This window comes from Micromonospora sp. NPDC023956 (assembly GCF_040639195.1).
Classification (GTDB): domain Bacteria; phylum Actinomycetota; class Actinomycetes; order Mycobacteriales; family Micromonosporaceae; genus Micromonospora.
Genome location: NZ_JBEZZN010000002.1, coordinates 499,464 through 525,900 on the forward strand (window position 1 = coordinate 499,464; position 26,437 = coordinate 525,900).

The 26,437-nt window shown below is 72.8% G+C and carries 27 protein-coding genes and 1 pseudogene; 8 read left to right on the top strand and 20 right to left on the bottom strand.

What is annotated here, in order from left to right:
- Window positions 1-97: 97 nt before the first annotated feature.
- Window positions 98-1,114 carry a hypothetical protein gene (locus AB0F58_RS04825; protein WP_357137926.1) on the top strand — a complete coding sequence of 339 codons (1,017 nt, stop codon included), beginning with the start codon at window positions 98-100 and terminating at the stop codon, window positions 1,112-1,114.
- 531 nt (window positions 1,115-1,645) lie between these two features.
- Here the strand turns inward: AB0F58_RS04825 and AB0F58_RS04830 are convergent.
- Window positions 1,646-1,810, bottom strand: coding sequence for a hypothetical protein (locus AB0F58_RS04830; RefSeq protein ID WP_357137929.1), 165 nt, complete (start codon window positions 1,808-1,810; stop codon window positions 1,646-1,648).
- A gap of 39 nt (window positions 1,811-1,849) precedes the next feature.
- Between AB0F58_RS04830 and AB0F58_RS04835 the strand changes: the two genes are divergently transcribed.
- Window positions 1,850-3,628 carry a chromosome partitioning protein gene (locus tag AB0F58_RS04835; protein WP_357137932.1) on the top strand — a complete coding sequence of 593 codons (1,779 nt, stop codon included), beginning with the start codon at window positions 1,850-1,852 and terminating at the stop codon, window positions 3,626-3,628.
- Window positions 3,629-3,805: 177 nt separating this feature from the next.
- Here the strand turns inward: AB0F58_RS04835 and AB0F58_RS04840 are convergent, their stop codons facing one another.
- Entirely contained in the window at window positions 3,806-4,237 is a 432-nt protein-coding gene (locus AB0F58_RS04840) for a DUF3151 domain-containing protein (RefSeq protein ID WP_357137934.1), read from the bottom strand.
- A gap of 287 nt (window positions 4,238-4,524) precedes the next feature.
- Here AB0F58_RS04840 and AB0F58_RS04845 point away from each other — a divergent pair, with 287 nt between their 5' ends.
- A complete protein-coding gene (locus AB0F58_RS04845) occupies window positions 4,525-5,742 on the top strand; it encodes a hypothetical protein (RefSeq protein ID WP_357137937.1) in 1,218 nt (405 codons plus the stop codon).
- 77 nt (window positions 5,743-5,819) lie between these two features.
- Here the strand turns inward: AB0F58_RS04845 and fbaA are convergent, their stop codons facing one another.
- Complete coding sequence (gene fbaA / locus AB0F58_RS04850) at window positions 5,820-6,845, bottom strand: class II fructose-bisphosphate aldolase (RefSeq protein WP_357137940.1); 1,026 nt, start codon at window positions 6,843-6,845, stop codon at window positions 5,820-5,822.
- 250 nt (window positions 6,846-7,095) lie between these two features.
- A complete protein-coding gene (locus tag AB0F58_RS04855) occupies window positions 7,096-7,467 on the bottom strand; it encodes a phage holin family protein (RefSeq protein WP_357137943.1) in 372 nt (123 codons plus the stop codon).
- 187 nt (window positions 7,468-7,654) lie between these two features.
- On the opposite strand from AB0F58_RS04855, the gene AB0F58_RS04860 reads away from it, so the two are divergent.
- Window positions 7,655-7,867 (top strand): hypothetical protein, encoded by a 213-nt coding sequence (locus tag AB0F58_RS04860; protein ID WP_357137946.1) that lies wholly within the window; start codon window positions 7,655-7,657, stop codon window positions 7,865-7,867.
- Window positions 7,868-8,096: 229 nt separating this feature from the next.
- Window positions 8,097-8,798, top strand: a pseudogene (locus AB0F58_RS04865) (VTT domain-containing protein); the annotation flags it as partial.
- A gap of 1,366 nt (window positions 8,799-10,164) precedes the next feature.
- Here AB0F58_RS04865 and AB0F58_RS04870 read toward each other — a convergent pair.
- The 14 genes from AB0F58_RS04870 to AB0F58_RS04935 form a co-directional block, all read right to left on the bottom strand.
- On the bottom strand, window positions 10,165-10,542 hold the full coding sequence (locus tag AB0F58_RS04870; protein WP_076468717.1) for a metalloregulator ArsR/SmtB family transcription factor: 378 nt from the start codon (window positions 10,540-10,542) through the stop codon (window positions 10,165-10,167).
- A 56-nt stretch (window positions 10,543-10,598) separates the two neighbouring features.
- Window positions 10,599-11,138 carry an orotate phosphoribosyltransferase gene (pyrE, locus tag AB0F58_RS04875; RefSeq protein WP_357137949.1) on the bottom strand — a complete coding sequence of 180 codons (540 nt, stop codon included), beginning with the start codon at window positions 11,136-11,138 and terminating at the stop codon, window positions 10,599-10,601.
- Between the two features lie 166 nt (window positions 11,139-11,304).
- Complete coding sequence (locus AB0F58_RS04880; RefSeq protein WP_357137951.1) at window positions 11,305-12,129, bottom strand: SDR family oxidoreductase; 825 nt, start codon at window positions 12,127-12,129, stop codon at window positions 11,305-11,307.
- A 10-nt stretch (window positions 12,130-12,139) separates the two neighbouring features.
- Window positions 12,140-12,748 carry a hypothetical protein gene (locus AB0F58_RS04885; RefSeq protein WP_357137954.1) on the bottom strand — a complete coding sequence of 203 codons (609 nt, stop codon included), beginning with the start codon at window positions 12,746-12,748 and terminating at the stop codon, window positions 12,140-12,142.
- A 74-nt stretch (window positions 12,749-12,822) separates the two neighbouring features.
- Window positions 12,823-13,638, bottom strand: coding sequence for a hypothetical protein (locus AB0F58_RS04890; protein WP_357137957.1), 816 nt, complete (start codon window positions 13,636-13,638; stop codon window positions 12,823-12,825).
- 126 nt (window positions 13,639-13,764) lie between these two features.
- Window positions 13,765-15,336, bottom strand: coding sequence for a polyamine aminopropyltransferase (locus AB0F58_RS04895; protein ID WP_357137960.1), 1,572 nt, complete (start codon window positions 15,334-15,336; stop codon window positions 13,765-13,767).
- Window positions 15,333-16,097, bottom strand: coding sequence for a hypothetical protein (locus AB0F58_RS04900; RefSeq protein ID WP_357137962.1), 765 nt, complete (start codon window positions 16,095-16,097; stop codon window positions 15,333-15,335). Before AB0F58_RS04900 ends, AB0F58_RS04895 begins: the two co-directional genes overlap by 4 nt.
- Window positions 16,097-16,519: a DUF350 domain-containing protein gene (locus AB0F58_RS04905; protein WP_357137965.1), complete on the bottom strand. Its 423-nt coding sequence runs from the start codon at window positions 16,517-16,519 to the stop codon at window positions 16,097-16,099. Before AB0F58_RS04905 ends, AB0F58_RS04900 begins: the two co-directional genes overlap by 1 nt.
- 126 nt (window positions 16,520-16,645) lie before the next feature.
- On the bottom strand, window positions 16,646-17,071 hold the full coding sequence (locus AB0F58_RS04910) for a DUF4247 domain-containing protein (RefSeq protein WP_357137968.1): 426 nt from the start codon (window positions 17,069-17,071) through the stop codon (window positions 16,646-16,648).
- Window positions 17,068-17,592, bottom strand: coding sequence for a DUF2617 family protein (locus AB0F58_RS04915; RefSeq protein ID WP_357137971.1), 525 nt, complete (start codon window positions 17,590-17,592; stop codon window positions 17,068-17,070). The genes AB0F58_RS04910 and AB0F58_RS04915 overlap by 4 nt, the downstream gene beginning before the upstream one ends.
- A 2-nt stretch (window positions 17,593-17,594) precedes the next feature.
- Window positions 17,595-18,224: a DUF4178 domain-containing protein gene (locus AB0F58_RS04920; protein ID WP_357137973.1), complete on the bottom strand. Its 630-nt coding sequence runs from the start codon at window positions 18,222-18,224 to the stop codon at window positions 17,595-17,597.
- Between the two features lie 84 nt (window positions 18,225-18,308).
- On the bottom strand, window positions 18,309-19,202 hold the full coding sequence (locus tag AB0F58_RS04925; RefSeq protein ID WP_357137974.1) for a hypothetical protein: 894 nt from the start codon (window positions 19,200-19,202) through the stop codon (window positions 18,309-18,311).
- A gap of 43 nt (window positions 19,203-19,245) precedes the next feature.
- Window positions 19,246-21,840, bottom strand: coding sequence for an ATP-dependent chaperone ClpB (gene clpB / locus AB0F58_RS04930; protein WP_357137977.1), 2,595 nt, complete (start codon window positions 21,838-21,840; stop codon window positions 19,246-19,248).
- A 98-nt stretch (window positions 21,841-21,938) separates the two neighbouring features.
- The gene (locus tag AB0F58_RS04935; protein ID WP_357137980.1) at window positions 21,939-23,027 is read right to left on the bottom strand and encodes a hypothetical protein; all 1,089 of its coding nucleotides are present in this window, start codon (window positions 23,025-23,027) and stop codon (window positions 21,939-21,941) included.
- 36 nt (window positions 23,028-23,063) lie between these two features.
- Here AB0F58_RS04935 and AB0F58_RS04940 point away from each other — a divergent pair, with 36 nt between their 5' ends.
- The 3 genes from AB0F58_RS04940 to AB0F58_RS04950 all read left to right on the top strand — a co-directional run bounded on the left by AB0F58_RS04940 (window position 23,064) and on the right by AB0F58_RS04950 (window position 25,380).
- On the top strand, window positions 23,064-23,564 hold the full coding sequence (locus AB0F58_RS04940) for a TrkA C-terminal domain-containing protein (RefSeq protein WP_357137983.1): 501 nt from the start codon (window positions 23,064-23,066) through the stop codon (window positions 23,562-23,564).
- 7 nt (window positions 23,565-23,571) lie between these two features.
- Window positions 23,572-24,777, top strand: a complete 1,206-nt coding sequence (locus tag AB0F58_RS04945; RefSeq protein WP_357137986.1) for a cation:proton antiporter — start codon at window positions 23,572-23,574, stop codon at window positions 24,775-24,777.
- A gap of 177 nt (window positions 24,778-24,954) precedes the next feature.
- Window positions 24,955-25,380 carry a hypothetical protein gene (locus tag AB0F58_RS04950; protein ID WP_357137988.1) on the top strand — a complete coding sequence of 142 codons (426 nt, stop codon included), beginning with the start codon at window positions 24,955-24,957 and terminating at the stop codon, window positions 25,378-25,380.
- A 156-nt stretch (window positions 25,381-25,536) separates the two neighbouring features.
- Here the strand turns inward: AB0F58_RS04950 and AB0F58_RS04955 are convergent, their stop codons facing one another.
- Both AB0F58_RS04955 and AB0F58_RS04960 read right to left on the bottom strand, forming a co-directional pair.
- Window positions 25,537-25,764 carry a hypothetical protein gene (locus AB0F58_RS04955; RefSeq protein WP_357137991.1) on the bottom strand — a complete coding sequence of 76 codons (228 nt, stop codon included), beginning with the start codon at window positions 25,762-25,764 and terminating at the stop codon, window positions 25,537-25,539.
- Between the two features lie 186 nt (window positions 25,765-25,950).
- Window positions 25,951-26,391: a MerR family transcriptional regulator gene (locus AB0F58_RS04960; protein WP_357137993.1), complete on the bottom strand. Its 441-nt coding sequence runs from the start codon at window positions 26,389-26,391 to the stop codon at window positions 25,951-25,953.
- Window positions 26,392-26,437 lie beyond the last annotated feature (46 nt).

The following is a 26,437-nucleotide window of genomic DNA, read 5'->3' on the forward strand; positions in this document are numbered from 1 at the left end:
CAGGTGGCGACCGCGTGGCGAGCCCGAGGTGTCAGGCTAACAAGTGGTGGAGGCGCAGCCGGCAGGGGCTGCGCGACGAGGCAGGAGGCCCTCTTCCGTGTACGACGTGGTGCTGCTCACCCTCGGCTCGGAGCGCGACGCCGCCGGGGCGTGCGGCAGCGGTGGCGGCTGCTGTGGCGCCGACGGGAAGACCGGTACGGAGCCGGCCGATCACTGTGCACCGGAGGCCGCCGAACGCTGCGAGACACCGCGCGTGCCGGTGCTGGCCTGCGCGGACGCGCTGACCGAGCGGGGGGCCCGGACAACGGCGGTCACCGCCCGCTCGGACGCCGAGATCGACGAGGTGCTGGCCCGGCTCGACGCCCCGGCCCGACCCGATGGCCTCACCTGGCCCGACCCCGACTCCAAGACCCGGCTGATCGTCGCCACGGCCAGTGACGCCCAGCTGCGCGCCGTCGTCCGCCGGCTCGTCCGCCGGTACGCCCCACCGCCCAGCCGTCGCCCCGCCGACCTGGCCGGCAACCGTACCGTGCCGGATCTGCCCCCGATCGGTGTCCTGCCGCTCGATCCGGCGCGGGCCACGACACAGCGTGACCTCGCGGCGCGACTCGGGCTGCCCCGGGATCCGGCGGCGGTGGCCGCCGCGGTGCTGGACGGCTCGGTGCGCCGCCTCGATCTGCTGCGCAACGACGGCGGTTCGGTGACCCTGGACGGGGCGCTGCTGGGGGCCTCGGACGAGTCCGGTCGACCGCTCTACTGGCGGGGACGGGTGGAGGTCGACGACGCCGTCCTCACCTCCGGTGACGACCCCCTGCTGGCCTGCGCGATCGGCAATGCCGACGGGTACGCCCGACTCGACGGTCTACCCCTGCTCACCGACCCGGATCCGACCGACGGCGTGGTCGAGGTGGCGGTGGCCGTTCCCGTGGTGGCCCGCACCCTGTTGGGCAGGAAGCGGGTCCGGTTCGAGGTACGCCGGGCGCGGGGCCGGGCGGTCGCCGTCGTACCCCGGGACGAGCGGGTGCCGTACCTCGACGACGGGGCCGAGGGTGAGCTGCGCCGGAAGCGATCCTGGTGGACCGAGCCGGGAGCCTGGGCGGTCTACACGGCCTGACCGCCCGGTTCCGCACCGGATGGGCGACTTTCAGGGCCTATCCTCGGCAGGAGGACAGGGGGAGGAACCGTGGTGCACGAGAACGCCGACCGGGTCCGTCTGCCGGGTCACCAGGGGGGACCGGTACCCGAACGAGACATCGAACCGCTCTGGCCGCCGGATCCGGGCCGGGCCGACGTCGACCCGGTGGCCCGCGATACCGCCCGGCACTGGGGACCGCCGCAGGTCCCGGTGACACCCGTCCCGGCTCCGCTTCCGGAACCGGGCCCGCTTCCGGTTCCGGCGCCGGTTGCCGATGGAACAGTTCCACGACCGGCACCCCCGCCGACCCGTCCGCCGACCGGCGACGCCGCGACGGTGGGCGACCCGACGGTGGGCGACCCGACGGTGTGGGCACCGCACGGACATCCCGGCTGGCCCCCGGTGCCGCACTCCACCGGTACGCCGCTCGACACGCTCCCGCTCGGCACGGTCCCGTCCGAAGCGGCCCCGTCCGAAGCGGTCCCGCCCGACGACGGCCCGGACGGTGGATCAGCCCCCGGCAGCCCGGACGGCACAGCACGCCCCGGCGGCCGGGATGGCGCGCCGGCGGCCGACGGTCCGGTCGGTGCGGCCGTCGACGGTCCGGCGGGCGACCCGCACGACGAAGCGGCAGCCGACCGGCTGGCCGGTGACGGCCCGACGGTCGCCCAGCATCCTCCGGGGGCGGCTGGGGACCTCGGTCCCGCCGCTCCGTTGAGCCCCGACCCGCCGGTGGTCCACGGGACGGTCGCTCCGACAGCCACCGCCGGCGGCCCGACAGCCACCGCCGGCGGCCCGACCGCCACCGCCGCCCCGCAGCCGGTCACCGACGACAGTGCTCCCCGCGCGGCCCGGCCGTCGGGCACGACACGGTCGCAGGCGGACTCGCCGTGGGCGCTCCCGCCGCAGCGCTCGACCGGCGCGCCGGTCGCGGTCCATCCGCCGGTGCCACGCCAGCAGCAGGTCGAGGGCGACAGCGTTCCCGGCTGGTACTCGTTGCCGTCGCCCCCGGTCAGCGGCGGACCGCTTCCGCCCGGCAGCGCGTCGGCACGGGCCGACGACGCGCCACCGACCGACGGTGGCGGTGCGGCAGCCGGCGACGGTGGACCGTACGAGGCCTTGCCACCGAGCACGGGCCGACCGGCCACCGGGTTCGGGCCTGAGCCGCAGCTGTCCGGGGCACCGCCGAATCTTCCGACCGACGTGCACCACTTCGACGGTGGTCCGCACCGCGGCGGGCCGGCACCCGGGCCCGGGGACACCACCTGGCCGGACGGGCAGGCCGGGCCGCCGGTCGAGGCGTACCCGGGGAACCCCACCCCCGCACCGGCCGGCGGGGCGTCCCCGTCCGGCTGGGCACCGCTGCCGACTGCTCCGGCAACCCCCGGCTGGCCGGCGAGCGGCGGTTGGGCAACCGCAGCCCAGGGGCCGACGGCACCGAGCCCGTCGGTCGGCCAGCAGTACCCGGCTCCCGGGCAGCCGGGCGGGGTGCCGGCGGAGCTGTCCTCCCGGGTGCCGACGGCACCCGGGAGTTACTCGGAACCGCTCTGGTCCGACGGGGCGACACCGACCGCCGAGGACTTCGCCCGGCGACGGCAGGCCCGCCCCGCCGACCCGGTGGCGACCATGGGCGTGCGAGCCGTGGTGAACCGGACCTCCCTGGGGCTGGTCAAGCTTCCTCCTGGACGGCACGAGCAGGAGGTCAAGCACGACATCGAGATGGTCCGCCGCAACTTCGGCGGCCTCCGTCAGGTGACGGTGGTCAACCCGAAGGGCGGGGCCGGCAAGACGGTGGCGATCCTGCTGCTCGCGATGACCTTCGGCCAGAAGCGCGGCGGTTATGTCCTGGCCTGGGACAACAACGAGACCCAGGGCACCCTGGGGATGCGGGCCCAGCAGGACTTCCACTCCCGGACGGTCCGGGACATGCTGCGTGACCTCGCCCAGTTCCAGGGCGCGCACGGGCGGGTGGGCGACCTGTCGCAGTACGTCCGGTCCCAGGGCGAGGGGATGTTCGACGTACTGGCCTCGGACGAGTCGGCGACCGGTGGCGAGATGCTGACCGCCTCGGCGTTCGCCGAGATCCGGGACGTGGTGAGCCGGTTCTACAAGCTGATCTTCGTGGACACCGGGAACAACGTCCGGGCGCAGAACTGGCAGGCCGCGATGGACGCGACCGACCAACTGGTGGTCACCATGTCCGCCCGGAACGACTCGGCGGAGACTGCGGCGCGGATGCTCGACCACCTGGAGCAGAGCGGGCGGCAGCGGCTGGTGCGGCAGGCGGTGACGGTGGTGTCGATGCCCCCGTCCCGGAAGGAGATCGACCTGCCGGCGATCCAGGAGCACTTCTCGGCCCGGACCAGGGCCGTGCTGCTCGCGCCGTACGAGCGGTTGATCGACACCGGCGAGCCGATCCGGTACGGCCAACTCTCCTCGGCCACCCGGGACGCCTGGTTGAAGATCGCAGCCGCAGTCGCCGAAGGACTCTGAGCGGTCGCCACCCCGCCCGCCCGGGTCACTCGGGCCGCCCGCCGCCGAGCCGTTCCGGGGGCGGGCGGCGGCCACGACGCGCTCGGCTCCCTCGGCACCCGTCGGGCCTGCGGCGCCGGGCACCCGTAGGGACCCCTGCTACTCGGAGAAGCGGTGGCAGGGGTCCCCGTCACCGCCTCAGTCGTCGCTGGCGAGGGCGTCGCCGGCGGCCGGGTCACAGTCGCGGAGGAACTGGGCGCACCGGGCCGCCTCGTCCGCCTCGCCGATCTCGTCAGCCGCCCTGGAGAGCACGTACAGACAGCGGAGGAAGCCCCGGTTCGGCTCGTGCGACCACGGTACCGGGCCGTGCCCGCGCCAACCGTTGCGACGGAGCTGGTCCAGACCCCGGTGGTAACCGGTCCGGGCGAACGCGTACGCCGGGACGACCTGGCCCTGCGCAAGCGCCCGGGTGGCCAGCGTGGCCCAGCCCGCGCTGAAGGTCGGGAATCGGGCGGCCACCGTGGCGTACGCCTCGTCGGTGTCCGCCTCGTGGGCGGCGGCCAGCGTTGCCTCGGCCTCGTCGTGGACGGGCAGGAGGGTGGCCGGTGGCTCTGGCAAGAGGTTCTGCATCGTCTCATTCAACCCGCTCCGACCATCGGCCTGCGAGGGGGTCCGCCCAGGTCGTCGACGCAACGGCTGAGTCCCGGCCACGCCTGGGGCCGATGTCGACCGCTGTTCACCTGGGCTACGAATGATGTTCCGGATCCTCCCCAGGAACCGGTTCCACGGGAGCCCGACGACCCTGGTTCCACGGGAGCCCGACGAGCCTGGTCGCCGGGCTCCCGCCGTCCGGGCGGCGGGACGGGCGACCGCACCGGTTGGTTTGACCGGTTGACCGGGCTGGGCACGATGATCTCGTGCCGACCCCACCACCCGCGGACGTCATCGAGCCGCACACCGCCCCCGACGAGATCGAGACCCGCGCCGCCTTCGACCGGCGGCTCGCCAGCGGCAGCCTGGCCGGCCTGACCGTGCAGGGACTCCGTCTCGACCTCTCTCCCGTACCCGACCTGACCGGCACGGACGTCGCCGGGACGCTCTTCGTCGGCTGCCGGTTCGCTTCCCGCGAGGTCGGCGCGGACCTGGTGCGCCGTGGCGCGAACGTGGTGCCGCCCTTCTCCGGGCTGCCCTACCCGACCCAGCCGTCGCACCTCTACACCCCCGAGGAGCTGGCCGCCGGCTTCGCCGAGGGTGGCTTCGCCGGCATGTACGACACCCGGGTGTACGAACACTTCCGGGCACACGGCGGTGCGCTGCCGGACGTGAAGGAGGCGCTCGGCCAGCGGTTGCACGATCACGGCGTGGACAACGCACTCGCCGACGCCACCCGCGCCTGGCTCGCTCGGCACGGACCACAGTCGGTGGTGGGCGTCATGGGCGGGCACGCGGTGGCGCGCGGCAGCGCGCCGTACCGGATGGCGGCGATGCTCGGCTGGGAGCTGGCACGGGCCGACCGGCTGATCGTCACCGGCGGCGGGCCGGGGGTGATGGAGGCGGCGAACCTCGGCGCGTACCTCGCCTCGCACCCGGCGGAGGCGCTGGCGGCGGCGATCGACCTGCTCGCCACCGCGCCGGACTTCACCGACCACGACCGCTACACGGCGGTGGCGCTGGAGGTGCGCCAGCGGTACGCCCCGGTCGAGACGTTGCCCCGGCCGTCCGGCGAACCCTCCAGCCTGGACTGGGCCCGCACCGGCGGGCTGGCCATTCCCACCTGGCTGTACGGGCACGAGCCGGCGAACCTCTTCGCCGGGAAGATCGCGAAGTACTTCTCGAACGCGATCCGGGAGGACACCATCCTGCGGCTGGCGCGGGGCGGGATCGTCTTCGCGCCGGGTCGGGCCGGCACCGTGCAGGAGGTCTTCCAGGCCGCGACGAAGACGTTCTACGGCACCGACGGAGCCAGCGGGGCGTACGTCTTCCTCGACCGGGAGTACTGGACCCGGGAGCTGCCGGTGGAGTCGTTGCTGCGTCCGCTGCTGGCCGCGTCGCCGTTCGGGGACCTCTCCGGCACCATCCACCTCACCGACGACGTCGCCGAGGCGGCCCGCGCCCTGATCGGCGCTCCCGCCTGACGCGGTAGCGGGGGTCCCTCTGTCCCGACCGGGGACCCCCGCTACCGACCAGCCGGCTTGCCGGGTGGCGCGGTGCGCTACTTGGCGAGCGTGGTGCCCGTCGAGCGGAGGTGCTCACAGGCCTCGACGACCCGGGCGGCCATGCCGGCCTCGGCGGCCTTGCCCCAGACCCGCGGGTCGTACAGCTTCTTGTTGCCGACCTCGCCGTCGACCTTCAGCACGCCGTCGTAGTTGCGGAACATGTGGTCCGCGACCGGGCGGGTGAAGGTGTACTGGGTGTCGGTGTCGATGTTCATCTTGACCACGCCGTAGTCGAGCGCCTCGCGGATCTCGGAGAGCAGCGAGCCCGAGCCGCCGTGGAAGACCAGGCTGAGCGGCTTCTCCTTGCCGTACTTGGCGCCGACCGCCTCCTGGATGTTCTTCAGCACCTCGGGGCGGAGCTTGACGTTGCCCGGCTTGTAGACGCCGTGCACGTTCCCGAAGGTCAGGGCCGCCATGTAGCGGCCCTTCTCGCCGAGGCCGAGCGCCTCGACCATGGCCAGTCCGTCCTCGACGGTGGTGTAGAGCTTGTCGTTGATGGCGTTCTCGACGCCGTCCTCCTCGCCGCCGACCACGCCGACCTCGATCTCCAGGACGATCTTGCCCTGGGCGGCGTCGGAGAGGAGCTGCTCGGCGATCTCCAGGTTCTCCGCCACCGGCACGGCGGAGCCGTCCCACATGTGCGACTGGAACAGCGGCTCCTCGCCCCGGGCCACCCGCTCCTTGGAGATCGCCATCAGGGGCCGGACGAACTTGTCCAGCTTCTCCTTCGGGCAGTGGTCGGTGTGCAGGGCGATGTTGACCGGGTAGTTCTTGGCCACCTCGCGGGCGTACGCGGCGAACGCGGCGGCACCGGTGACCATGTCCTTGATGGTCGGGCCGGAGAGGTACTCGGCGCCACCGGTCGAGACCTGGATGATGCCGTCGCTCTCCGCGTCGGCGAAGCCCTTCAGCGCGGCGTTGAGGGTCTGCGAGGACGTGACGTTGATGGCGGGGTACGCGTACCGACCGGCCTTGGCGCGGTCCAGCATCTCCGCGTAGACCTCAGGGGAAGCGATGGGCATGTCAAACGCTCCTTAACTACCGCTCTCGGCCGTGCCGGCCGACTGTCTTCCATGGCTGCGAGACCGCGCTGTCCTCCGCGGGAAGTATCCCGTAGCCGGCCGGTGCGGACACAACCGACCCGGAAGACGCCCGGATCGTCGGACCTGTCCCGTCCCACGCGGCCGACCGCCGTGCCGGGCGGCGCGCGGCCCTCCCGCCGTGCCGGACGGCGGTGCGCGGCCCTCCCGCCGTGCCGGACGGCGGTACCGGTCACGGCTCGCGGACGACGACGCTGATCAGCCAGCTCACCACCGCCACCACGATCGCCCCCCAGAAGGCCGGCCAGAACCCGTCCACCTGGAACGGCAGGTCGAGCTTGCTGGCGATCCAGTCCGTCAACAGGAAGAGCAGACCGTTGACGACCAGCGCGAACAGGCCCAGGGTCAGCAGGTAGAACACACAGCCGACGACCTGGATGACCGGCTTGAGCACCGCGTTCACCAGACCGAAGATCAGTGCCACCACCAGCAGGGTCAGCGCGGTGTGCGGACCGGACCGGCCGTTCACCTCGACGCCGGGCACGACCAGCGTGGTGACCCAGAGCGCCACCGCGCTGATGACGAGCCGGATCAGGAAACCCACGGCCTCATCCTGGCACCGGGAGAGACGGCCGGTGGAGCAATCCAGCGACTCGCCCGGGGCCTCCGCGGCACCGACCTGGCCCACGGCGCGGATCAACAGCGGACGGTTTGGCGCCGCTCGCCGGTGGGCAGGAGTGTCAGCCCGTACGGTGTTCTAGGTAGCGCCGGCACGACGCGAAGGAGGGACGATGGGCCAGCCCGACGAGGAGTTCACCCCCGGCGACCATCTCACCCCGGACGAGCGGGATCCCGAGGCCTCCCCTGCCGACGCGGTGGAGCAGGCGACGGCGGTCGGCCCGGACGACGGTGACACCGAACCGCACCGGGGTCTCGAGGTCGCCGACTGGGACGCGGTGGAGCAGTCCCGGACCGTCGCCGTCGACGAGGACGACTACCGCTGAGTCACGCCGGACGGTCCCCTGACCGGGTGCCGTCCGCACCGGACGTCAGCTTCGCCGCGAGCGGTCGCAGCGACGCGCCCTGCCGCTGCGTGCGAGCCGGCGGGACGCCGCCCGGTCAGGGGCCTGTGGCGTCGAGCGTCGGGGCCGTTCGATGCCACCTAGACTTACCGGGTGCCGTCGCCGGTGGCGTACCCGCCACCCCCAACTGGCAGATCCCGGAGGTCACCTCGTGCCGACGCCCACCACCACCCTGGCCCTGGGGCCGGAATGGCTCGACCCGGAGTGGTTGATTTCGACGTTCGGGCTGCTCGGCATCCTGGCCATCGTCTTCGCCGAGTCCGGCCTGCTGATCGGGTTCTTCCTGCCGGGCGACTCGTTGCTGTTCACCGCCGGCCTGCTCACCGCCGACGGCAAGTACATCACCTACCCACTGTGGCTGGTCTGCCTGTTGATCACTCTCTCGGCGATCGCCGGTGACCAGGTCGGCTACGCCTTCGGGCGCAAGGTGGGGCCGGCCCTCTTCCGCCGGCCCAACTCCAAGCTGTTCAAGCAGGAGAACGTCCTCAAGGCACACGAGTTCTTCGAGAAGTACGGTGCCCGCTCGATCGTGCTGGCCCGGTTCGTGCCGATCGTGCGGACCTTCACCCCGATCGTGGCCGGGGTCAGCCGGATGGACTACCGCACCTTCGTGATCTACAACGTGATCGGCGGCATCCTCTGGGGCACCGGGGTCACCGTGCTCGGCTACTTCCTCGGGCAGATCCCGTTCGTCAAGGCCAACATCGAGGCGATCCTGATCCTCATCGTGGTGATCTCGGTGGTCCCGATCGGGGTCGAGCTGCTCCGGGCGCGGATGGCGGCGAAGCGGGGCAGCACCCCGGAGGAGAAGGCCGCCGCCGAGGAGGCGATCCGGGAGACCCGCGAGCACCACGCGGACCAGCAGTCGCCGTACGGCGGCCAGCCGTACTCGAACGACGACACCCAGCCGTACGGGGAGCGGGTCCAGCCGGGTGCCGGTCAGGTCTACGGCGGCGGTGCGCCGCAGCACCGGGGTGGCCAGGTCTACGGCGGCGGCCAGCAGTACGGCGGCCAGCCGTACCGGGAGGACCCGCAGCCGTACCGGGAGAATCCGCAGCCCTACGGTGGCCAGCCCCAGCAGGGCGGTGGCGACCCGTACCGGGGCGGGCAGTACCAGAGCGACCAGCCGTACCAGAGCGGTGGTCAGCAGCCCTACGGCGGCGCGTCGTACGGGGGTCAGCAGCAGTACGGCGGTCAGCAGCAGCAGTACCCCCGTGGCCCGCAGCCCGGGTACGACAGCCCTCCGCCCGGCTACGACACTCCGCAGCCGTACGGGAGCGGCGCTGCTCCGCAGCCGTACGGGAGCGTGCAGCCGGGGTACGGCGGGAGTCCGCAGACCTACGACGCCAGCCGGTCCCACGGCGACGAGCAGACCCGGTGGACGGGACAGCCCTACGGTTCCGAGCAGCCCTACCGCGACGAGCAGTCCCCGGGCCAGGGGCAGCCGTACGAGGATCGGCCGGCACCGCCGCCCTACGGCGGCCAGCAGCCCCACCACGGCGGTCAGCAGTACGGCCGCCACTGACGCGGCGTACCGGCCGTTCCCGGAGTCGCGCCGTACCGGCCGGCACCGGGAACGGCCACCGGTGGGGTCCGGGTCCGGCGGACCGGTGGGTCGGAGGCCGCCGTGCTGCGAGCCGGGCGACTCGGCGCACCCGGACGCCAGAAAAGCCCGGTCCGTTGCACGCCCGTCAGTGCAGACCGGGCGTGGTGAACCGGGCGTGGTGAACCGGATCCGGCCGCGCCGGCCGGCTCGGGACAGCGCTCAGGGCAGCTCGCGGCCGGTGCCCTCGGCCGCCGACCGCATGGCAGATCACCGCCGGTCGGGCCTCGCCCCGCTCGGGAGCAACCCGCGCGTACCGAGCTGACCGGAAGCGCAGGCGCGGTGCCGGCGCACGGTTCGAGCAACCCGCACGGCGGCGCACCGAGCTGACCGCACGAGCCGGTCGGTGAGCACCGCGCAGGGCGTGCGGGGACACCAGGTGGGCCGGCCGGGGAGTACCCCGTACGGCGCACCGAAGCAGACCCCGCGAGCCGGTCGGGACGTGGTCCGTGCGACGCACCCGTTCGTCACGGGTGGCCGGGGACCGTCCCGACCGGCGGCAGGCATTCCGACGACGGCCGCCGGGTTCCGACGGCCGGTCGGTACCGCACCGGTCCAACCCTCCCGGCTGCCTGGTGTCTCTCCCGTAGGAGCGGCACCAGACGACCGGAACGGGTCAGCGCGCCTTCTTGGTGGCGCGCTTCCGGGGCGGGGTCAGCAGGTCGGCGATCGTGGCGATCGCGGTCGGCACCAGCCGGTAGTACGCCCACACGCCGCGCTTCTCCCGCTCCAGCAAGCCGGCCTCGGTGAGGATACGCAGGTGGTGGCTGACCGTCGGCTGCGAGAGGCCGAGGGGCGCGGTCAGGTCGCAAACGCACGCCTCGCCCTCGGGAGCCGACTGGATCAGGCTGAGCAACCGCAGCCGGGCGGGGTCGGCGAGGGCCTTGAGGACCCCCGCAAGCCGCTCGGCATCGGCACGTTCGATCGGCTCGCCGGCAAGCGGCGAGATCTGAGGCATAGTCATTTCAGCCAACGCAGTTCCCACGTTTTCCATCCTTCCACCAGCAGCATCGAAACGCCTGCATATCCGCAATCCGAATCGGCAAACTTTTAGGCCACAAGGCCGAGGTCAGCCAACGTATAGGCCGCCCGGTAGGCCAGTCCGGCTGCTTGTACGGCGTCACCGGCGCCTCGATCAACAATAACCGCTACGCCGACGACCTCGGCCCCTGCCTCACGTAACGCTTCAACTGCGGTGAGTACACTCCCACCGGTCGTTGAGGTATCTTCCACCGCCAATACCCGATGCCCGGATACTTCAGGCCCTTCGATGCGGCGTTGCAGCCCGTGCGCCTTACCTTCCTTGCGCACCACGAAGGCGTCCAGCGGTCGTTCCGTCGCCGCTGCGGCGTGCAGCATCGACAGAGCGACCGGGTCGGCGCCCAGAGTCAGGCCTCCGACCGCGTCGAACTCCCAGTCGGCGGTGAGGTCCAGCAGGACCCGTCCCACCAACGGAGCGGCCTGGTGATGGAGCGTGACGCGACGCAGATCGACGTACCAATCTGCCTCGCGCCCTGAGGAGAGCACCACCCGCCCATGGACCACGGCCAGGTCGGAGATGAATTTACGCAGGTCGTCGCGGTCCCCCATGGCGCCCAAGGGTACTGCTCAAGTCTGGGAGCCGTGGGTCGGGGCCGCCCTCGGTCAGCCCTGCGGGCGACGACGAGTGGCGATGTTCACTTACTCTGTGCGACCGAGCTGCGGATCACAGGTGGTCACCGGCCGGCCGTGCCGGGTCCACCTGGTACGCCAGCGGTCAGCGCCCGCCGCGTCCGACGAGGACCTTGGTGCTCCGGGTGAGCCGGTGCAGCAGCCGCTGCGGGGTGTGCCGCAACGCCACCACGGCGAGCTTGTATTTCCAGTCCGGAACGCTCACCAGGCGGCCTTTTCGCAGGTCGCGTAGGCCTTCGTCGATGACTGCGTCGGCGTCGAGCCAGATCCAGCCGGGCATCGACGAGATGTCGATCCCCGCCCGCTGGTGGAACTCGGTACGGGTGAAACCCGGACAGAGGGCCATCACTCGCACGCCGTTCGGGCGGGCGGCCTGCCCGACCGACTCGCTGAAGTTGGTCACCCAGGCCTTGGTGGCGGAGTAGGTCGAGCCGGCCTCGAGCGCACCGAAACCCGCAACGGAAGAGACATTAATCACTGCGCCCCGACGTCGATCGATCATCGTCGGCAGCACCGCGTGGGTCAGCCGCATCACCGACGTCACGTTCAGCCGCAGCAGCCGGGCCTCGTCCTCGACGGTGGTCCGCAGGAAGGACCGGGTGAGTGCGATCCCCGCGTTGTTCACCAGCAGGTCGACCGGGTGGCCGTCGGTCAGCCGCCGCTCCACGGCGACACAGCCGTCCTCCGTCGAGAGGTCGGCCGGCAGGATCTCCACCGTCCGGCCGTGCCGCTCGGTCAGCTCGGCGGCGAACCCGCTGAGCCGGTCCGCGTCCCGGGCGACCAGGACGAGGTCGTACCCGTCCCGGGCCAGCCGGCGGGCGAACGCCGCCCCGATACCGGCTGTCGCCCCGGTGACCACCGCGATCGGAGCGGTACGGCCGGGGGTGACCGGGTCGGGCGTCGCGGGCACGGGCGGATCCTCATCTGGGCGGGGCGGCTTGGGCGGTGAACAGTCGTGGCACGGGCCGCGACGCCGGCCGTCGCCGGTGATACGCGTTCACCGACGGCAGGGCCAGCAGCACGGCTACCACAAGGTAACCGAGCACCTGACCGATCGAAAGCCCCACGTTGAGCGGGATCCAGCCGTGCGGATAGGCGTCGGTGAGGGCGTTCAGCAGCATGGCGACGGTGCGTTCGTCGGCGTCCAGCCGGAGCGGGGTGAGCCGCTGCCCGACCACGAGGACGAACGCACCGCAGCCGGCGAGCAGGCCGAGGCCACAGACCACCCACGTCGCCGTACGCGTCCCGGAGCGCCCGGCGAACAGGCCGAGGGCGAGCGCGACGAGCATCGCCCCGACCGCCACCGCGAGCACGGCGGTCAACACCGTGGTGGTCCGCACCAGGGTCACCACACCGTCCACCGCGCCCCGGTCCGGGGCGTCCGCGGTGGCGGACCGGAAACGTGCGACCGTGCCGTCGAGGGCCAACAGGCCGGCCACCGCGTACGCGACCCCGGCGGCAGCCATGGTGAGGAGCAGCCCGGCGGCGAACCCGACCACGGGCGGCCGTCGGGGCGGTTGTTCCGACACGAGGCGATCCCTCCGGGTAGGCGTCGCGTTGCAACCTACTCGGAGGGATCGTCGTACGTCCCGCTTATCGGTGGTCAGCTTGCCGACGGTGGCCGATCACCGGGTGGGTTCTGGTCGCCGGAGGCCGGCGGCTGCTCCGCCTGCCCGCTGCCGGACGGGGGGTAGCCCGGGGCGGGCGGGTAACCCGGCTCACCGGACGGGGTCTGACCCGGCTGGCCCTGGGCGGGCGGGTAGCCCGGCTGGCCCTGGGGCGGGTAGCCCGGCGTCCCCGAGGACGGGTAGCCGGGGTAGGCGCCGGGGACCGGAGGCTCCCAGGCCGGCTGCTGCTTGCGGAAGAACTGGTTCGACGCGGGCAGGGCCAGCAGCACCAGGGCTGCGATCAGGGCGAGCACCGCGATCACGTTGGCCAGCGTGCTGACCGGGTAGTACCAGGACGGCAGGGCCTCCTCCAGCCGGCGCGCGATCTCCTCCTGGCTCGGCATGTCGGCGTTGGAACCGCCGACCGGACCGCTGACCGAGCCGGCCGCGCCGCTGATCAGGGTGCCACCGCTGCAACAGAGCAGGAGCCCGCCGATCACCCAGGTGGTGATCCGGGCGCCGTTCTTCCCCCGGTTGTTGAGCAGCGCCAGCACCACCAGCCCCACCGCCAGGAGCAGGGTGACGATGCCCGCCCCGACGGCGACGACGGTGGCGAAGTCGGCGGCCGCGTCCATCCCGTTGACCGAGCTGTCGCGGTACGCGTCCTCCAGTACCCGCCGGGTGTCGCTGAGGGTGGCGAGGGTGAGGATCAGGTTGATCACCTGGATGACGGCCACCAGGATCAGCAGGTAGCTGGATATCGTCACGCTGCCCGGGCGCGCCCGGGCCGGGGTGCTGTGGGTTTCGGCCACGACTCTCCTTCCCTTGGATCGCCACCACACCGTAACGGCATTCGGCCAGCCGTACGGGACGGACGGGACGGACCCGCCGGGCGACGCTCGCCCTGCCCTACCCAGTTGGCCGCACCGGCAACCCGGTCAGTAGCCCCGCCACTCCACGCGGGCGTACTCGAGCACCTTCGGCTGGAGCAGGGTGGAGGCGGGCACGTCGACCCGGCGCCGGTCGGCGGGGAAGTTCCCGGCGGCGGCGAGCGTGCCGGCGTCCAGGAACCGCAGCGACGGCACGTCGGCGGGCAACTCCAGCACGGGCGGGGTCGAACCGGGGGCGGCCAGCACGAACCCCCAGTCGCCGAAGGACGGCACGTCCACGTGGTACGGCCGGGTGACGAAACCGGCCGCCCGGACCGACGCCTCGATCGACCAGTACGACCGGGGTGCGAAGTACGGCGAACCGGACTGCACCACCAGCCGGCCCGTGTCGGCGAGCACCGCCCGCACCAACGAGTAGAACTCGACGGTGTAGAGCTTCGCGGTGGCCGTCTCGTCCGGGTCGGGCAGGTCCGCCACCACCACGTCGAAGCGGTCCCCGGCGGTACGCAGCCAGCCGAACGCGTCGGCGTGCACCACCCGTACCCGGGGGTCGGCGAAGGCGTCGTCGTTCAGCCGGCGCAGCTGCGGCTCGCTCCGGGCCAGCGCCACCACGGCCGGGTCCAGGTCGACCACGGTCACCCGGCGCACGTCCGGGTAGCGCAGCAGTTCCCGGACGGCCAGCCCGTCCCCGGCGCCGAGCACCAGCACCTCGCCGCGCGCGCCGCGTAGCGCGGGATGCACCAGCGCCTCGTGGTAGCGGTACTCGTCGACCGAGCTGAACTGGAGGTCACCGTTGAGGTAGAGGCGCAGGTCGGAGGCTTCGTGGCCGACCTCGCTCACCGACCGGGTGAGCACGATCTCCTGGTAGCGGCTGCGTTCGGCGTGCACCACCGGATCCCGGTACAGCTGCTGCCGCGCGGTCACCTCGAAGTCCCGCGCGGTGACCCAGGCGTAGGAGAGGCAGAGGGCGACCACGACGGACCCGACGGTGATCGCGACGTGTGCCCGGCGGCTCAGTTCCCGCCGGAAGACCGTGACCACCAGGACCACCCCGGCGACGGCGTTCACCGCGCCGACGACGAGCGCCCCCTTGAGCTGCCCGAAGACCGGGATCAGCAGGAACGGGAAGGCGAGCCCCCCGAGCAGCGCGCCGACGTAGTCGGCGGCGAACAGGTCGGCCACCGCGCTGCCGGCGGCCTGCTCCCGGATCCGTTGCAGCAGCACCATCAGCAGCGGGATCTCCGCGCCGATCAGCAGCCCGAGCACGAACGCGGTGCCGACCAGGGCCGGCCCGTACAGGTCCAGCCAGGCGAAGGCCGCGTAGAGGCCGAGCACCGAGAGCCCGCCGAGCAGCGCCAGGAGCAGCTCGACCAGGGCGAACGCGGCGGCGGCCCGGGACTGGAGCGGCTTCGCGGCGAGCGCGCCGACGCCCATCGCGAACACCATCACGCCGAGCACGATCGACGCCTGGCCCACCGTGTCACCGATCAGGTAACTACCCAGCGCGACGAGGGCCAGTTCGTAGACCAGGCCGCAGGCGGCGCAGACGAAGACCGCGAGCAGAACGGCCGCGCGGGCCAGTCGCCAGCGCGGACGTTCCGGTGCCTGGGTGGCGCTCACGGCCTCTTCCGGTTGTGCCGGACGCCCGTGCCCGCCACGGCCTGCGCAGCCGTCCGGCGTTCCCGGCCGCGCTGCACGAAGCCGACGGTGAGCAGGATCGCGGTGACCAGCAGCAGGCCGGCGACGGCGGCGAAGTAGCCCCAGCGGTCCCGCCACAGGTCGCTGCTGGTTCCCGGCAACGGGGCCGCGGCCGCGTCCGGGGCGGCGGTGGCGACCGGAGCCGGATCGGCCAGGCCCTGCTCGGCCAGCAACAGCGGAAGGACGACCGCGGCCCGGGTGGTCGCCCAGCCGGGTTCGTCGACGAACGCCTTGTCGTCCAGCCCGAACCGCTTCAGGCCCTGCTCCACCACGAAGAGGTCGCTGCGGTCGAAGTCGCGGGAGCCCACCACGTCGACGAAGGCGTAGTCGTTGGACTCGCTGCTCTCCGACGTCCAGTTCACGTTGGCCACGACCTGAACCCAGCGCAGGCACCGCGGGTCGTCGACCGGGGTGCCCTCACCGAGGTTCGATCCCACGCTGACCGTGCGGCCCACCTCCTCCAGCACCCAGCCGTAGCAGACGTCCTGGGCCTCGGTGGCACGCTTGAGCACCACCACGGTGTCGGTGCGCTCGGTCGTGTTGGGTGCCGGGACGAAGTCGGTGGAGCCCCGGTTGAGGATGGCGGGCAGCACGCACGCACCGACCACCACGACGGTGATCACCACCGCCCAGACGGCCCCTGCGGTCGAGGACGCCTTCTTCGCGGGTGTCGCTCCGGCCATCAGCTGATCGCGGCGGCGATGATCGCGCCGGTGGCGAGGTGGATGACCGAGCTGACCCAGACGGCGGGATGCGGCTGCGGGTCGACCAGGATCTCGCCGAGCTTGCCGGGCGTCGCCACGTCCAGCAGGACGAACGCGGCGGCCATGATGACCAGACCGAGGATCCCGTACGAAGCGGCACCGACGATGCCGAGGACGAAGTCGTCCTCGCTGGCGGCGATGGCGGCGACCACGATGATGCCGACGCCGGCCAGGTTCGAGGCGAGCAGCAGCGCGGCGTTCCGGTTGCGCTGCGTCCAGATCAGTTCGTTGAGCCGGCCGGGGGTGGCCACGTCGACGAGGACGTAGCCGATGCCCATGAGGACGACACCGACCACCCCGTAGGCGAGGGTGACCAGCAGATCGTTGACGAGGGTCTGCACGGTGGGACTCCGAGGATGAGGGGTTTGTCGTCGGTCACCGCCGCCGCCGGGGCGGACGGTGAGATCGCGGGCCGCCGGCACACCGGCGGCGTCCCGGTCACCCGGGCGGTGGGTGGAGCGGCGGGATCACTTGCCGCTGCCGGGGCCGCCGCCACGGACGGTGCTGCCGCGCCCCCAGCCCCAGCTGTTACCCACCGTCGAGCGGTAGCGGGGATAGGCGGTGGAGACACGTTCGAGCAGGATCAGCGATCCGGCCGCCACCGGCAGGATGACCACCGAGTCGTCGTCGTAGCGCAGGTACACCCCGCTGCCGTCGACGTACTGGTCGGCCGGCTTCCAGGTGTCGGTCACCTCGTCCGCCACCTCGCTCGGCCGCTTGGGGGAGGTGTACGCGACCGCGTCCCCGCCGATGTCCCGGCTGGCGGCCCGGGTGTACCGGTCCTCGACGTAGCCCCGGGGTGAGAAGTTGCCGTAGAAGATCGCGAAAGCGGCGACCAGTACGCCGATCACGGCGAAGGCCGCGCCCACCACGAACCACCGTCGGTACGTCACAGTGTCACCACCGTATTCGTCAGGACCAGCTCATTGGTCTGTGGGTACGCGTGCCAGGTGCGCCAGCGCACCGTGTCCGACGCCGGATCGGGGACGACCGCCAGGGCGGTCACCGCGTCCGGGTCACCGGGAAAGACGCCGACCAGGGCGTGCGGGTCGTCGGCCAGGTCGGCACGGAGGGCGGCGACCCGGCTGCTCAGCCCACCCGGCTCCGGCCGGAGCACGGTCGCGGTGAACGAGTAGCCGTCCGCCGGCTGGTGCACCTCGCTGGGCAGGTCGGGTCGCCGGCCCGGCAGGCAGGCCACCGTCTCGGCCAGCACGACCGTGCCGGGCGTCCCGGCCGGCGCGGATCCGCGCAGGAGCACCTGGTGGGACGCGCCGAGCAGGCGCAGCCGGATCCGCCGGCCACCCGGCAGGTCGAGGTCGAGCACGTACAGGGCGGACAGTTCCGGGCCACCCAGGGCCAGGCTGAGATCGGCGGCGCTGGTGTCGACGTACGGCGCGTCCAGGCTGACCAGCACGCTCAGCCCACCTTCTCCGGGCCGGCCTGCGGGTAGACCATCACCTCGGGCCGACGCAGCAGCTCGCCCCGGGCCACCTCCCAGTCGGCGTCGCCGTACTTCTCGAAGGAGAGCCGGGCCTCGCCGGGGGCCGTGTAGTCGTGGTACCGGACGCTGCCGGTGGGCGCGAGTCCGGTGGTGCCGGTGGCGGTCCAGCGGGCCTGGCCCGACTCGTCGCTGCGGTACCGCCGGCCGTCGAAATCGACGGTGGGCGGGCCGGGGGTGACGGTGGCGGCCGGCTCGGCGGTCCAGAGCACCAGCTCCAGGTCCGGGTCCTCCTCCACGGAGAGCCACCGCCGGGTGCCGTCCGCGGTGTCCAGCAGGTGCTCGTCCCAGCTCCAGCCGCCCTCGGTGAGGTGCAGCGAGCCGCGTACCGCGTAGGTCACCTGCCGGATCTCGACGAGGTCGCCGGGGCGCAGCCGGCGCGGATCGCCGCGCAGGGCGTCCGCGTCGTGGTCCCGGAACGGGTCGGCGACGGTCGGCGCGGACGGACGCTGACGGGAGCGGCGCAGCGCGACGAGGGCGACCACCAGCCCGACCACGCCGACCAGGCAGCCCACCGCCGTCACCAGGTACGCCAGTGTCCCGTTCATCGTCGCCCGCCCTTCCTACGCGTCGGCGCCTGACGGTAACAACCGCGCGCACCTGCGCAAACAGCAGCGCGATTGAGTGATCGATCAGCTACCGGGCGTGACCGGGGGAGGGTTCGGCGACTCCTCGGCCGGCGTCGGCGGGGGCAGGTGTCGGGACGGGTCGGGGCAGATCAGGTATCCCGGGGGCAGGGGGTACACCGGGGGCGTCGGGTACCCCGGCGGCACGAAGGGCACGACCGGGGGCGCCGGGTACCCCGCCGGCACGACGGGCACGACCGGGACCGGACCGCCGTACGTGGGCAGCGTGACCGCCGCGCCCGGCCAGGGCCACGAGCCGGGCTGCGCCGGGGGCCGTTCCCTCTCGTCCGCCCGGAAGTACCGGCTGCCGGGCGGCAGGGCGAGCAGCAGTACCACCGCCAGGCTGAGCAGCAGGGCGACCCCGGAACCGAGGCCACCGGCCAGGGCGAGCCCGTCGACGCCGACGTCGGCGCTGCCGTAGAGCGTCTCGAGGAACTCGGACTCCTCCCACAGCGGCTCCCCGTCCGGGCCGACGTCCGGCGCCGCCCACTCCTCGCCGGCGATCAGGAACGGCAGGAAGGCGAAGCCGAGGCATCCGGGGACGACACCGCACAGCAGTTGCGCCCCACCGGCCACGAAGACCAGGACCCGGGCCGTGCCGCCACCGCGCAGTACCGGCCGGGCGGTGGCGGCGAGCCATCCCGCCAGCACCAGGGCCGGCAGGCAGACCAGCACCGTCGTGAAGACGTTGCCGAAGCGCTCGCCGCTCACCTCGTCCGGATCGGCGTCGGGCACCCGCGCCGCCGCCCGGTCGATGTGGCCGTCGAACTGCACGGCCCCGGCCACGGTCAGACCGACCACCGCGAGCAGGACGACGACGGTGGCCAGTTGCAGCCAGAAGGCGACGGTGACGGCGGTGGGCCGGGTCGGTCGGAGCGGCTCGACCGGAGCGGGGGTCATGCCGGGGAGGGTACGGGTGATCACCGATCCCCGGCAGTCCCGTTCAGCGAGCGGAGGTGACGGTCAGGGACTCCTTGCTGTCGGCGAGGTCGACCCGGACCGTGTCGCCGTCGCGGATCTGGCCGGCGAGCAGGGCCCGCGCGAGCTGGTCACCGATGGCGGACTGGACCAGGCGGCGCAGCGGACGGGCACCGTAGATCGGGTCGTAGCCGTGCTCGGCGAGCCAGACGCGGGCCGGTTCGGTGATCTCCAGGCCGAGGCGGCGGTCGGCGAGCCGCTTCCGCATCCGCTCCAGCTGGATGTCCACGATGGCCCGCAGGTCGTCGCCGTGCAGGGCGGCGAAGACCACGATGTCGTCCAGCCGGTTGAGGAACTCCGGCTTGAAGTGCGACCGGACCACCGCGAGCACACCCTCCCGGCGCTGCTCCTCGGCGAGCGTCAGGTCGCTGATCACCGACGAGCCGAGGTTGGAGGTGAGGATCAGGATGGCGTTGCGGAAGTCGACCGTCCGCCCCTGGCCGTCGGTGAGCCGGCCGTCGTCGAGCACCTGGAGCAGGATGTCGAAGACGTCCGGGTGGGCCTTCTCCACCTCGTCCAGCAGGATCACCGAGTACGGCCGGCGGCGCACCGCCTCGGTGAGCTGTCCACCCTCCTCGTACCCGACGTAGCCGGGCGGCGCACCGACGAGCCGGGCGACCGAGTGCTTCTCGCCGTACTCGCTCATGTCGATGCGGACCATGGCCCGTTCGTCGTCGAAGAGGAACTCGGCGAGCGCCTTGGCCAGCTCGGTCTTGCCGACACCGGTGGGGCCGAGGAAGAGGAAGCTGCCGGTCGGGCGGTCCGGGTCGGCGACCCCGGCTCGGGCGCGCCGGACCGCGTCGGAGACGGCGCCGACCGCCTCGGGCTGACCCACCACCCGGGTACCCAGGGACTCCTCCATCCGGAGCAGCTTGGCGGTCTCGCCCTCGAGCAGCCGGCCGGCCGGGATGCCGGTCCAGGAGGCGACCACGGCGGCGATGTCGTCCGCGCCGACCTCCTCCTTGAGCATCGCGCCGTCGGCCTGGAGCCGGGCCAGCTCCTCCTCGGCCGTGGCCAGTTCGGTCTTGAGCGCGGGGATCCGGCCGTACCGCAGTTCGGCGGCGCGTTCCAGCTCGCCGTCGCGCTCGGCCCGCTCGGCCTCGCCACCGAGCCGTTCCAGCTCCTCCTTGGCGGTGGAGAGCTTGGTGATGTGGTCCTTCTCCAGTTTCCAGCGGTCGGAGAGCGCGGTGAGCTGCTCGCGCTTGTCCGCCAGCTCCTTGCGCAGCCGTTCGAGGCGCTCCGCGGAGGCGGCGTCCGGCTCCTTGGCCAGCGCCATCTCCTCGATCTCCAGCCGGCGGACCGCCCGCTCGATCTCGTCCACCTCGACCGGTCGGGAGTCGATCTCCATCCGGAGCCGGGACGCGGACTCGTCGACCAGGTCGATCGCCTTGTCCGGCAGGAACCGGTCGGTGATGTAGCGGTCGGACAGGGACGCGGCGGCGACCAGGGCGGCGTCGGTGATCCGGACGCCGTGGTGCACCTCGTAGCGCTCCTTGAGGCCGCGCAGGATGCCGATGGTGTCCTCGATGGTCGGCTCGCCGACCAGCACCGGCTGGAAGCGACGCTCCAGGGCCGGGTCCTTCTCGATGTGCTCGCGGTACTCGTCGAGGGTGGTCGCGCCGACCATCCGCAGCTCGCCCCGGGCCAGCATCGGCTTGAGCATGTTGCCGGCGTCCATCGAGCCCTCGCCCTTGCCCGCGCCGACCACGGTGTGCAGCTCGTCGAGGAAGGTGATGACCTGCCCGTTGGAGTTCTTGATCTCCTCCAGGACCGACTTCAGCCGCTCCTCGAACTGGCCCCGGTACTGCGCCCCGGCGACCATCGCGCCGAGGTCGAGCGAGACCAGCTTCTTGTCCCGCAGCGACTCGGGCACGTCCCCGGCGACGATCCGCTGGGCCAGGCCCTCGACGATGGCGGTCTTGCCGACGCCGGGCTCGCCGATCAGCACCGGGTTGTTCTTGGTACGCCGGGAGAGCACCTGGATGACGCGGCGGATCTCCGAGTCCCGCCCGATGACCGGGTCGATCTTGCCGTCGCGGGCGCTGGCGGTCAGGTCGACGCCGTACTTCTCCAGGGCCTGATAGGTCTGCTCCGGGTCGGCGGTGGTGACCCGCCGGTCCCCGCCCCGGATGGTCGGAAAGGCGGTGACCAGGTTCTCCTCGGTGGCACCGGCGGCCTTCAGCGCGCCGGCCACCGCGCCGCCGACCCGGGCCAGTCCGGCGAGGAGGTGCTCGGTGGAGGTGTACTCGTCGCCGAGCGGCCGGGCGATCTGCTCGGCGGCCCCGATGGCGTTGACGAACTCCCGGGACAGGCTCGGCTCGGCGATGCTGGAACCGCGCGCGGCGGGCAGCGCGTCGATCGCCCGTACCGTGACCCGGCGCAGCTCGACCGGGTCGGACCCGGCGGCGCGCAGCAGGCCGGCGGCGGTCGAGCCGGCGGTGTCCAGGAGTGACAGCAGCAGGTGCCAGGGTTCGACGGTGGCGTGCCCGCGCTGGTTGGCGAGGGCGACGGCACCGGTGATGACCTCGCGGCTCTTGGTGGTGAGGCGTTCCGTGTTCATGGGCTCCCCCGGAATCGGCGTGTCCACTGAGAGAGACACAACCAGAGTTGAGCCTATTCCACTCAACTTCAGAGGTGTGAGCCGAGTCACATGAAGGATCAGCGGTGGCCGAGGACCACCCGGATCCAGTGCTGTCCGAAGGGCAGGCCGCTGGTCAGGACGACGTCGCCCGGCCCGCGGGCGCAGAGCGTGCCGTCGGCGAGCACGGTGAGGTGGTGCTCCGGGGTGAGCGGCCAGGCCATCCGGTGATACCGGTCGTTGGCCACCATCCCGGCCCCGCCCGGACCGGTCAGCACGACCATGCCGCCGCCGACCGGAACCATCGAACGGATCCGCTCCGGCCGGTCCTCGGGGTGCACCAGTTCCCAGCCCGGACCGCCCTCCCGCCACAGCGCCGGGAAGGACGTCCGGTCCGGACGCTCCCCGATCAGCCACGCCGCGCCCGTCGCGTCGATCACCGCCCGGAGCACGGAAACCTCGCCGTGGGGCGGGGACACCGCCAGCCGAAGCCAGCGCCGTCCCCCGTCGGGTGACACCGCGGCGGCCGGCCTGCCGTCGTGCATCCCGGCCACGACGATCCGGTCGTCCCGCGAGGCGACCGTGTTGGTCCCGGGTACGTCCGGCTGGGTGGCCAGGGGCCGCAGCCGGCGGCCGTCCCACTCGGCGACCTTCCCGGTGGCCTCGACGAGCTGGAACCGGCCCTGCGCCCCCACCCAGACCGGGGGCGCGGAGCCGGAGTGCGTGAACGTGGTGCCGCCGTCGGTCGAGGTGTACCAACCGTGCGGCTCGCTGAGCAGCACGAGCAGACCGTTGGCGGTGTAGAGCTGCTGGTTGTCGGCGGCGGGGCGGGGATGCCGGAGCTCGCGCCAGGACCGGCCGCCGTCGGCGGTGCCGTAGAGCAGGGCCGGGCAGGTGGGAGCGGGCGGTGCCCCGTCGCACGCGGCGAAGAGGGCGTAACCGTGCCGCGCGTCGGCGAACTCGACGTACGGCTGGTCGTACCGTTCGGGCACGGCGACCCGCACCTGGCGTACCTCGTCGAAGGAGGCCGGCGGCAGCGTCTCCGCCGGTGCCGACGGGGCAGGAACCGGTGGAGCCGGCGGTCGACGCCGGACGTCGCCGATCGAGCAACCCGCCACGGCGGGCACCAGCAACAGTGTGACCAGCCACCGACAACGCCGCTCGGTCATGGCCCTCCTTCGCGCCGGTACCGTACCGTGACCGCCGTGCGAGTACGTGTCGAACAGACTGCCCTACCGGGAATCGGTGTACGTCACGACCTGTTGACGGAGTCCGGACGCCGGCTCGGCGTGGTGTCCCACCGCAACGGCCGACGTGACCTTGTCCTCTACGACCCCGATGATCCCGACTCCTGCCAGCACGACATACCGCTGACCGACGACGAGGCGGAGGCGCTGGCCGACATCCTCGGTGCGTCGCTGATGCTCGGGCAGCTCACCGGGCTGCGGGAGCAGGCCGCCGGGCTGCTCACCGAGCAGATCGCCATTCCGGCCGGGTCGAAGTACGTCAACCGCAGGCTCGGCGACACCAAGGCCCGGACCCGCACCAGCGCCTCCATCGTGGCGGTGCTGCGCGGCGGCGAGGTGAACGTCTCGCCCGACCCCACCTTCCGCTTCGCGGCCGGTGACGTGGTGGTCGTGGTCGGCACCCGCAAGGGGCTCGACGGCGTCACAGCCATCCTCGCCGACAGCGACCCGGACGGCTGAGGCGCGGATGCACGACTCCACGACACTGCTCATCGAGGTCGGGGCGCTGCTGTTCCTGCTCGGCCTCCTCGGCCGGCTCAGCCGCCGCATCGGCCTCTCTCCCATCCCGCTCTACCTGCTCGCCGGGCTCGCCGTCGGACACGGCGGCATCCTGGACATGCACGCCAGCGAGGAGTTCTTCGCCGTCGGTGCGGAGATCGGCGTCATCCTCCTGCTGGTCATGCTGGGCCTGGAGTACTCGGCGAACGAGCTGGTCGGCAACCTGCGTTCGGCCGCCCCGGCGGGCCTGATCGACGCCGTCCTCAACGCCCTGCCCGGCGCGGCCTTCGCGCTGCTGCTCGGCTGGGACTGGATCGCCGCGGTGGTGCTCGCCGGCATCACCTGGGTCTCCTCGTCCGGGGTGATCGCCAAGGTCCTCGCCGACCTGGGCCGGGTCGGTAACCGGGAGACACCGGTGGTCCTCTCGGTGCTGGTCATCGAGGACCTGGCCATGGCGCTCTACCTGCCGCTGGTCACCGCGCTGCTGGCCGGCGTCGGGTTGTTGGGCGGCGGGATCGCCCTGGCCGTCGCCGTCGGTACGGTGCTGCTGGTGCTGGTCGTGGCGATCCGGTACGGCCACCTCATCTCCACCGCGATGTCCGCCAGGGACCCGGAGGCGCTGCTGCTCGGGGTGCTCGGGATGACCCTGCTGGTCGCCGGCATCGCGGCGAAGCTCCAGGTGTCCGCCGCGGTCGGCGCGTTCCTGGTCGGTATCGCGCTCTCCGGCCCGGTGGCGCACCACGCGACCGAGCTGCTCACCCCGCTGCGGGACCTCTTCGCCGCGGTCTTCTTCGTCTTCTTCGGCCTGGTCACCGACCCCCGGGACATCCCGCCCGTCCTGCTGCCGGCGCTCGCCCTGGCCGTGGTCACCATGGGCACGAAGACGATCACCGGTTACCTGGCCGCCCGCCGGGCCGGCATCGCCGAACCCGGTCGGTGGCGAGCGGGACTCGCGCTGGTGCCCCGGGGGGAGTTCTCCATCGTCATCGCCGGGCTGGCCGTGGCCAGCGGCGAGGTTCCATCGGGGCTGGCCGCACTCGCCACCGCGTACGTGCTGATCACCGTGGTGACCGGCCCGATGCTGGCCCGCCTGCCGGACTTCGCCTGGTTCAAACAGTGGCTGCGGCGTCGGGCCGCAGCCCGACCGGTGGAACCGGTCCCGGCCACGGACTGAGTCGACGTCGGCGGGTCGATTCCCCGGAGGGGGATCGGCCTGCCGACTCCTCGCCAGATCCGGCCCGCCGAGGTCTTCCGTCGCCGCGCCGGGCCGCGCTACCGTGTCGCCCCAGCACACCAGGTTCCCGCGGACACCCGGTACGCCCCGCGGGCACGAGCGGAAGGCTGCCGGTACGTGCCCGAGTCGACGTTCCCCGGCTTCGCCAACCCCGTCGACCCGTCCCCGGCGGAGCTACGGACGTGGGCGTACCAACCGGACTCGGTGCCGCTGACCTCGATGCCACCGGACTGGGACCTGCTCGTCGCCGGTGACCACCTGGTCCCGACCCTGTTCGAGCTGGCCATGGACCCGGCCTGCCCGGCCCGGCGGTTCGCCCTGCACTGCCTCTACATCTACGCCGCCGACGGCATCCGCACCCAGTTCCGTGCCCACCCGAAGCGCCGCCTGCGCAAGCTGGTCGAGCAGGCCGAGCTGACCGGTGACCAACTGGTCCGCATCTGGGCCTACAACGCCCGGATGCTGATGGAACGGCCCGACCTCTTCGACTACCACGACTGGTGCGAGGGCGGCCTGGTCCGGGAGAACCGCCGGATCGGCTGAGCCGACCCACGCGGCGGATCGGCCACGGCCCGGACCACCGGGATCGGCTGAGTCGGCCACGCGGCGGATCCGCCGCAGCCCGGACCACCGGCCCGGAACCCGGTCCGACCCTGGACGGGAACGGGCCGGGACCCCCCGTGGATCCCGGCCCGTGGCTCAGGTGGGTCTGTCGGACCTCCGGCCCTTCCCACGCGGCTCCGGCGGCGGTGCCGACCGGTCTGCGGTCGCTCCGTCCTCGGCGGGGTGCCGGCGCTCGACGACCGGGCCGGCCCTGCCGGCGAACCGCCCCCCGGTGATCGCGTCGAACTTCTCCCGCACCGTGTCGGCGACCCGGTCCAGGCGTTCCTCCGCCTGCTGTGCCACCTTCCGCGCCGGCTCCGCCATGCGCCTCCCCCCTCGCCGTCACCCGTCCGTGGACCTGCTCAACCGCGACGGTGGGCCCGGCTGGTGCGGACCGAACCTGGTTCAGAGGCTAGTCGGGTGCAGCCGGCCGAGACGGCGGTTCCCCGGAACGCGGCCGGCCCGGTCCGCGGCGGGAGTGCCGGGCGGGCCGGGCCGGGTCGTCCGGGGTCAGCGGTCGGTGGAGCGGCGGGGTCGCCAGACCACCAGCGCGGTGGAGGTGCGGGTGGTGGGAACGATCTCCCGGCCGGGGAACCGGGCCATCGCCTCCAGCTCGGCGACCCGCCGGTACGCGGCGTCCAGCTCCGTCTCCAGCTCGGCGAGCCGCGCCTGGGCCTGCTCCAGGAGCTGTTCCAGGCCGATGATCCGCTTGATGCCGGCCAGGTTGACCCCGTCGTCCTGGCTGAGCCGCTGCACCTCGCGCAGCAGCACCACGTCCCGGACGCTGTACCGGCGACCGCCACCGGCCGCCCGGCCCGCCTGCACCAACCCGAGCCGGTCGTACTGCCGCAGCGTCTGGGGGTGCATGCCCGCCATCCGTGCCGCGACCGAGATCATCAGTACCTTGGCGTCGTAGGCAGGGTCACCCGAGCCGACGAACCCGTCCGCCATCCCGCTCACCTCCGCGTGTACCTCACCGTGCCAACCGGACCGACGC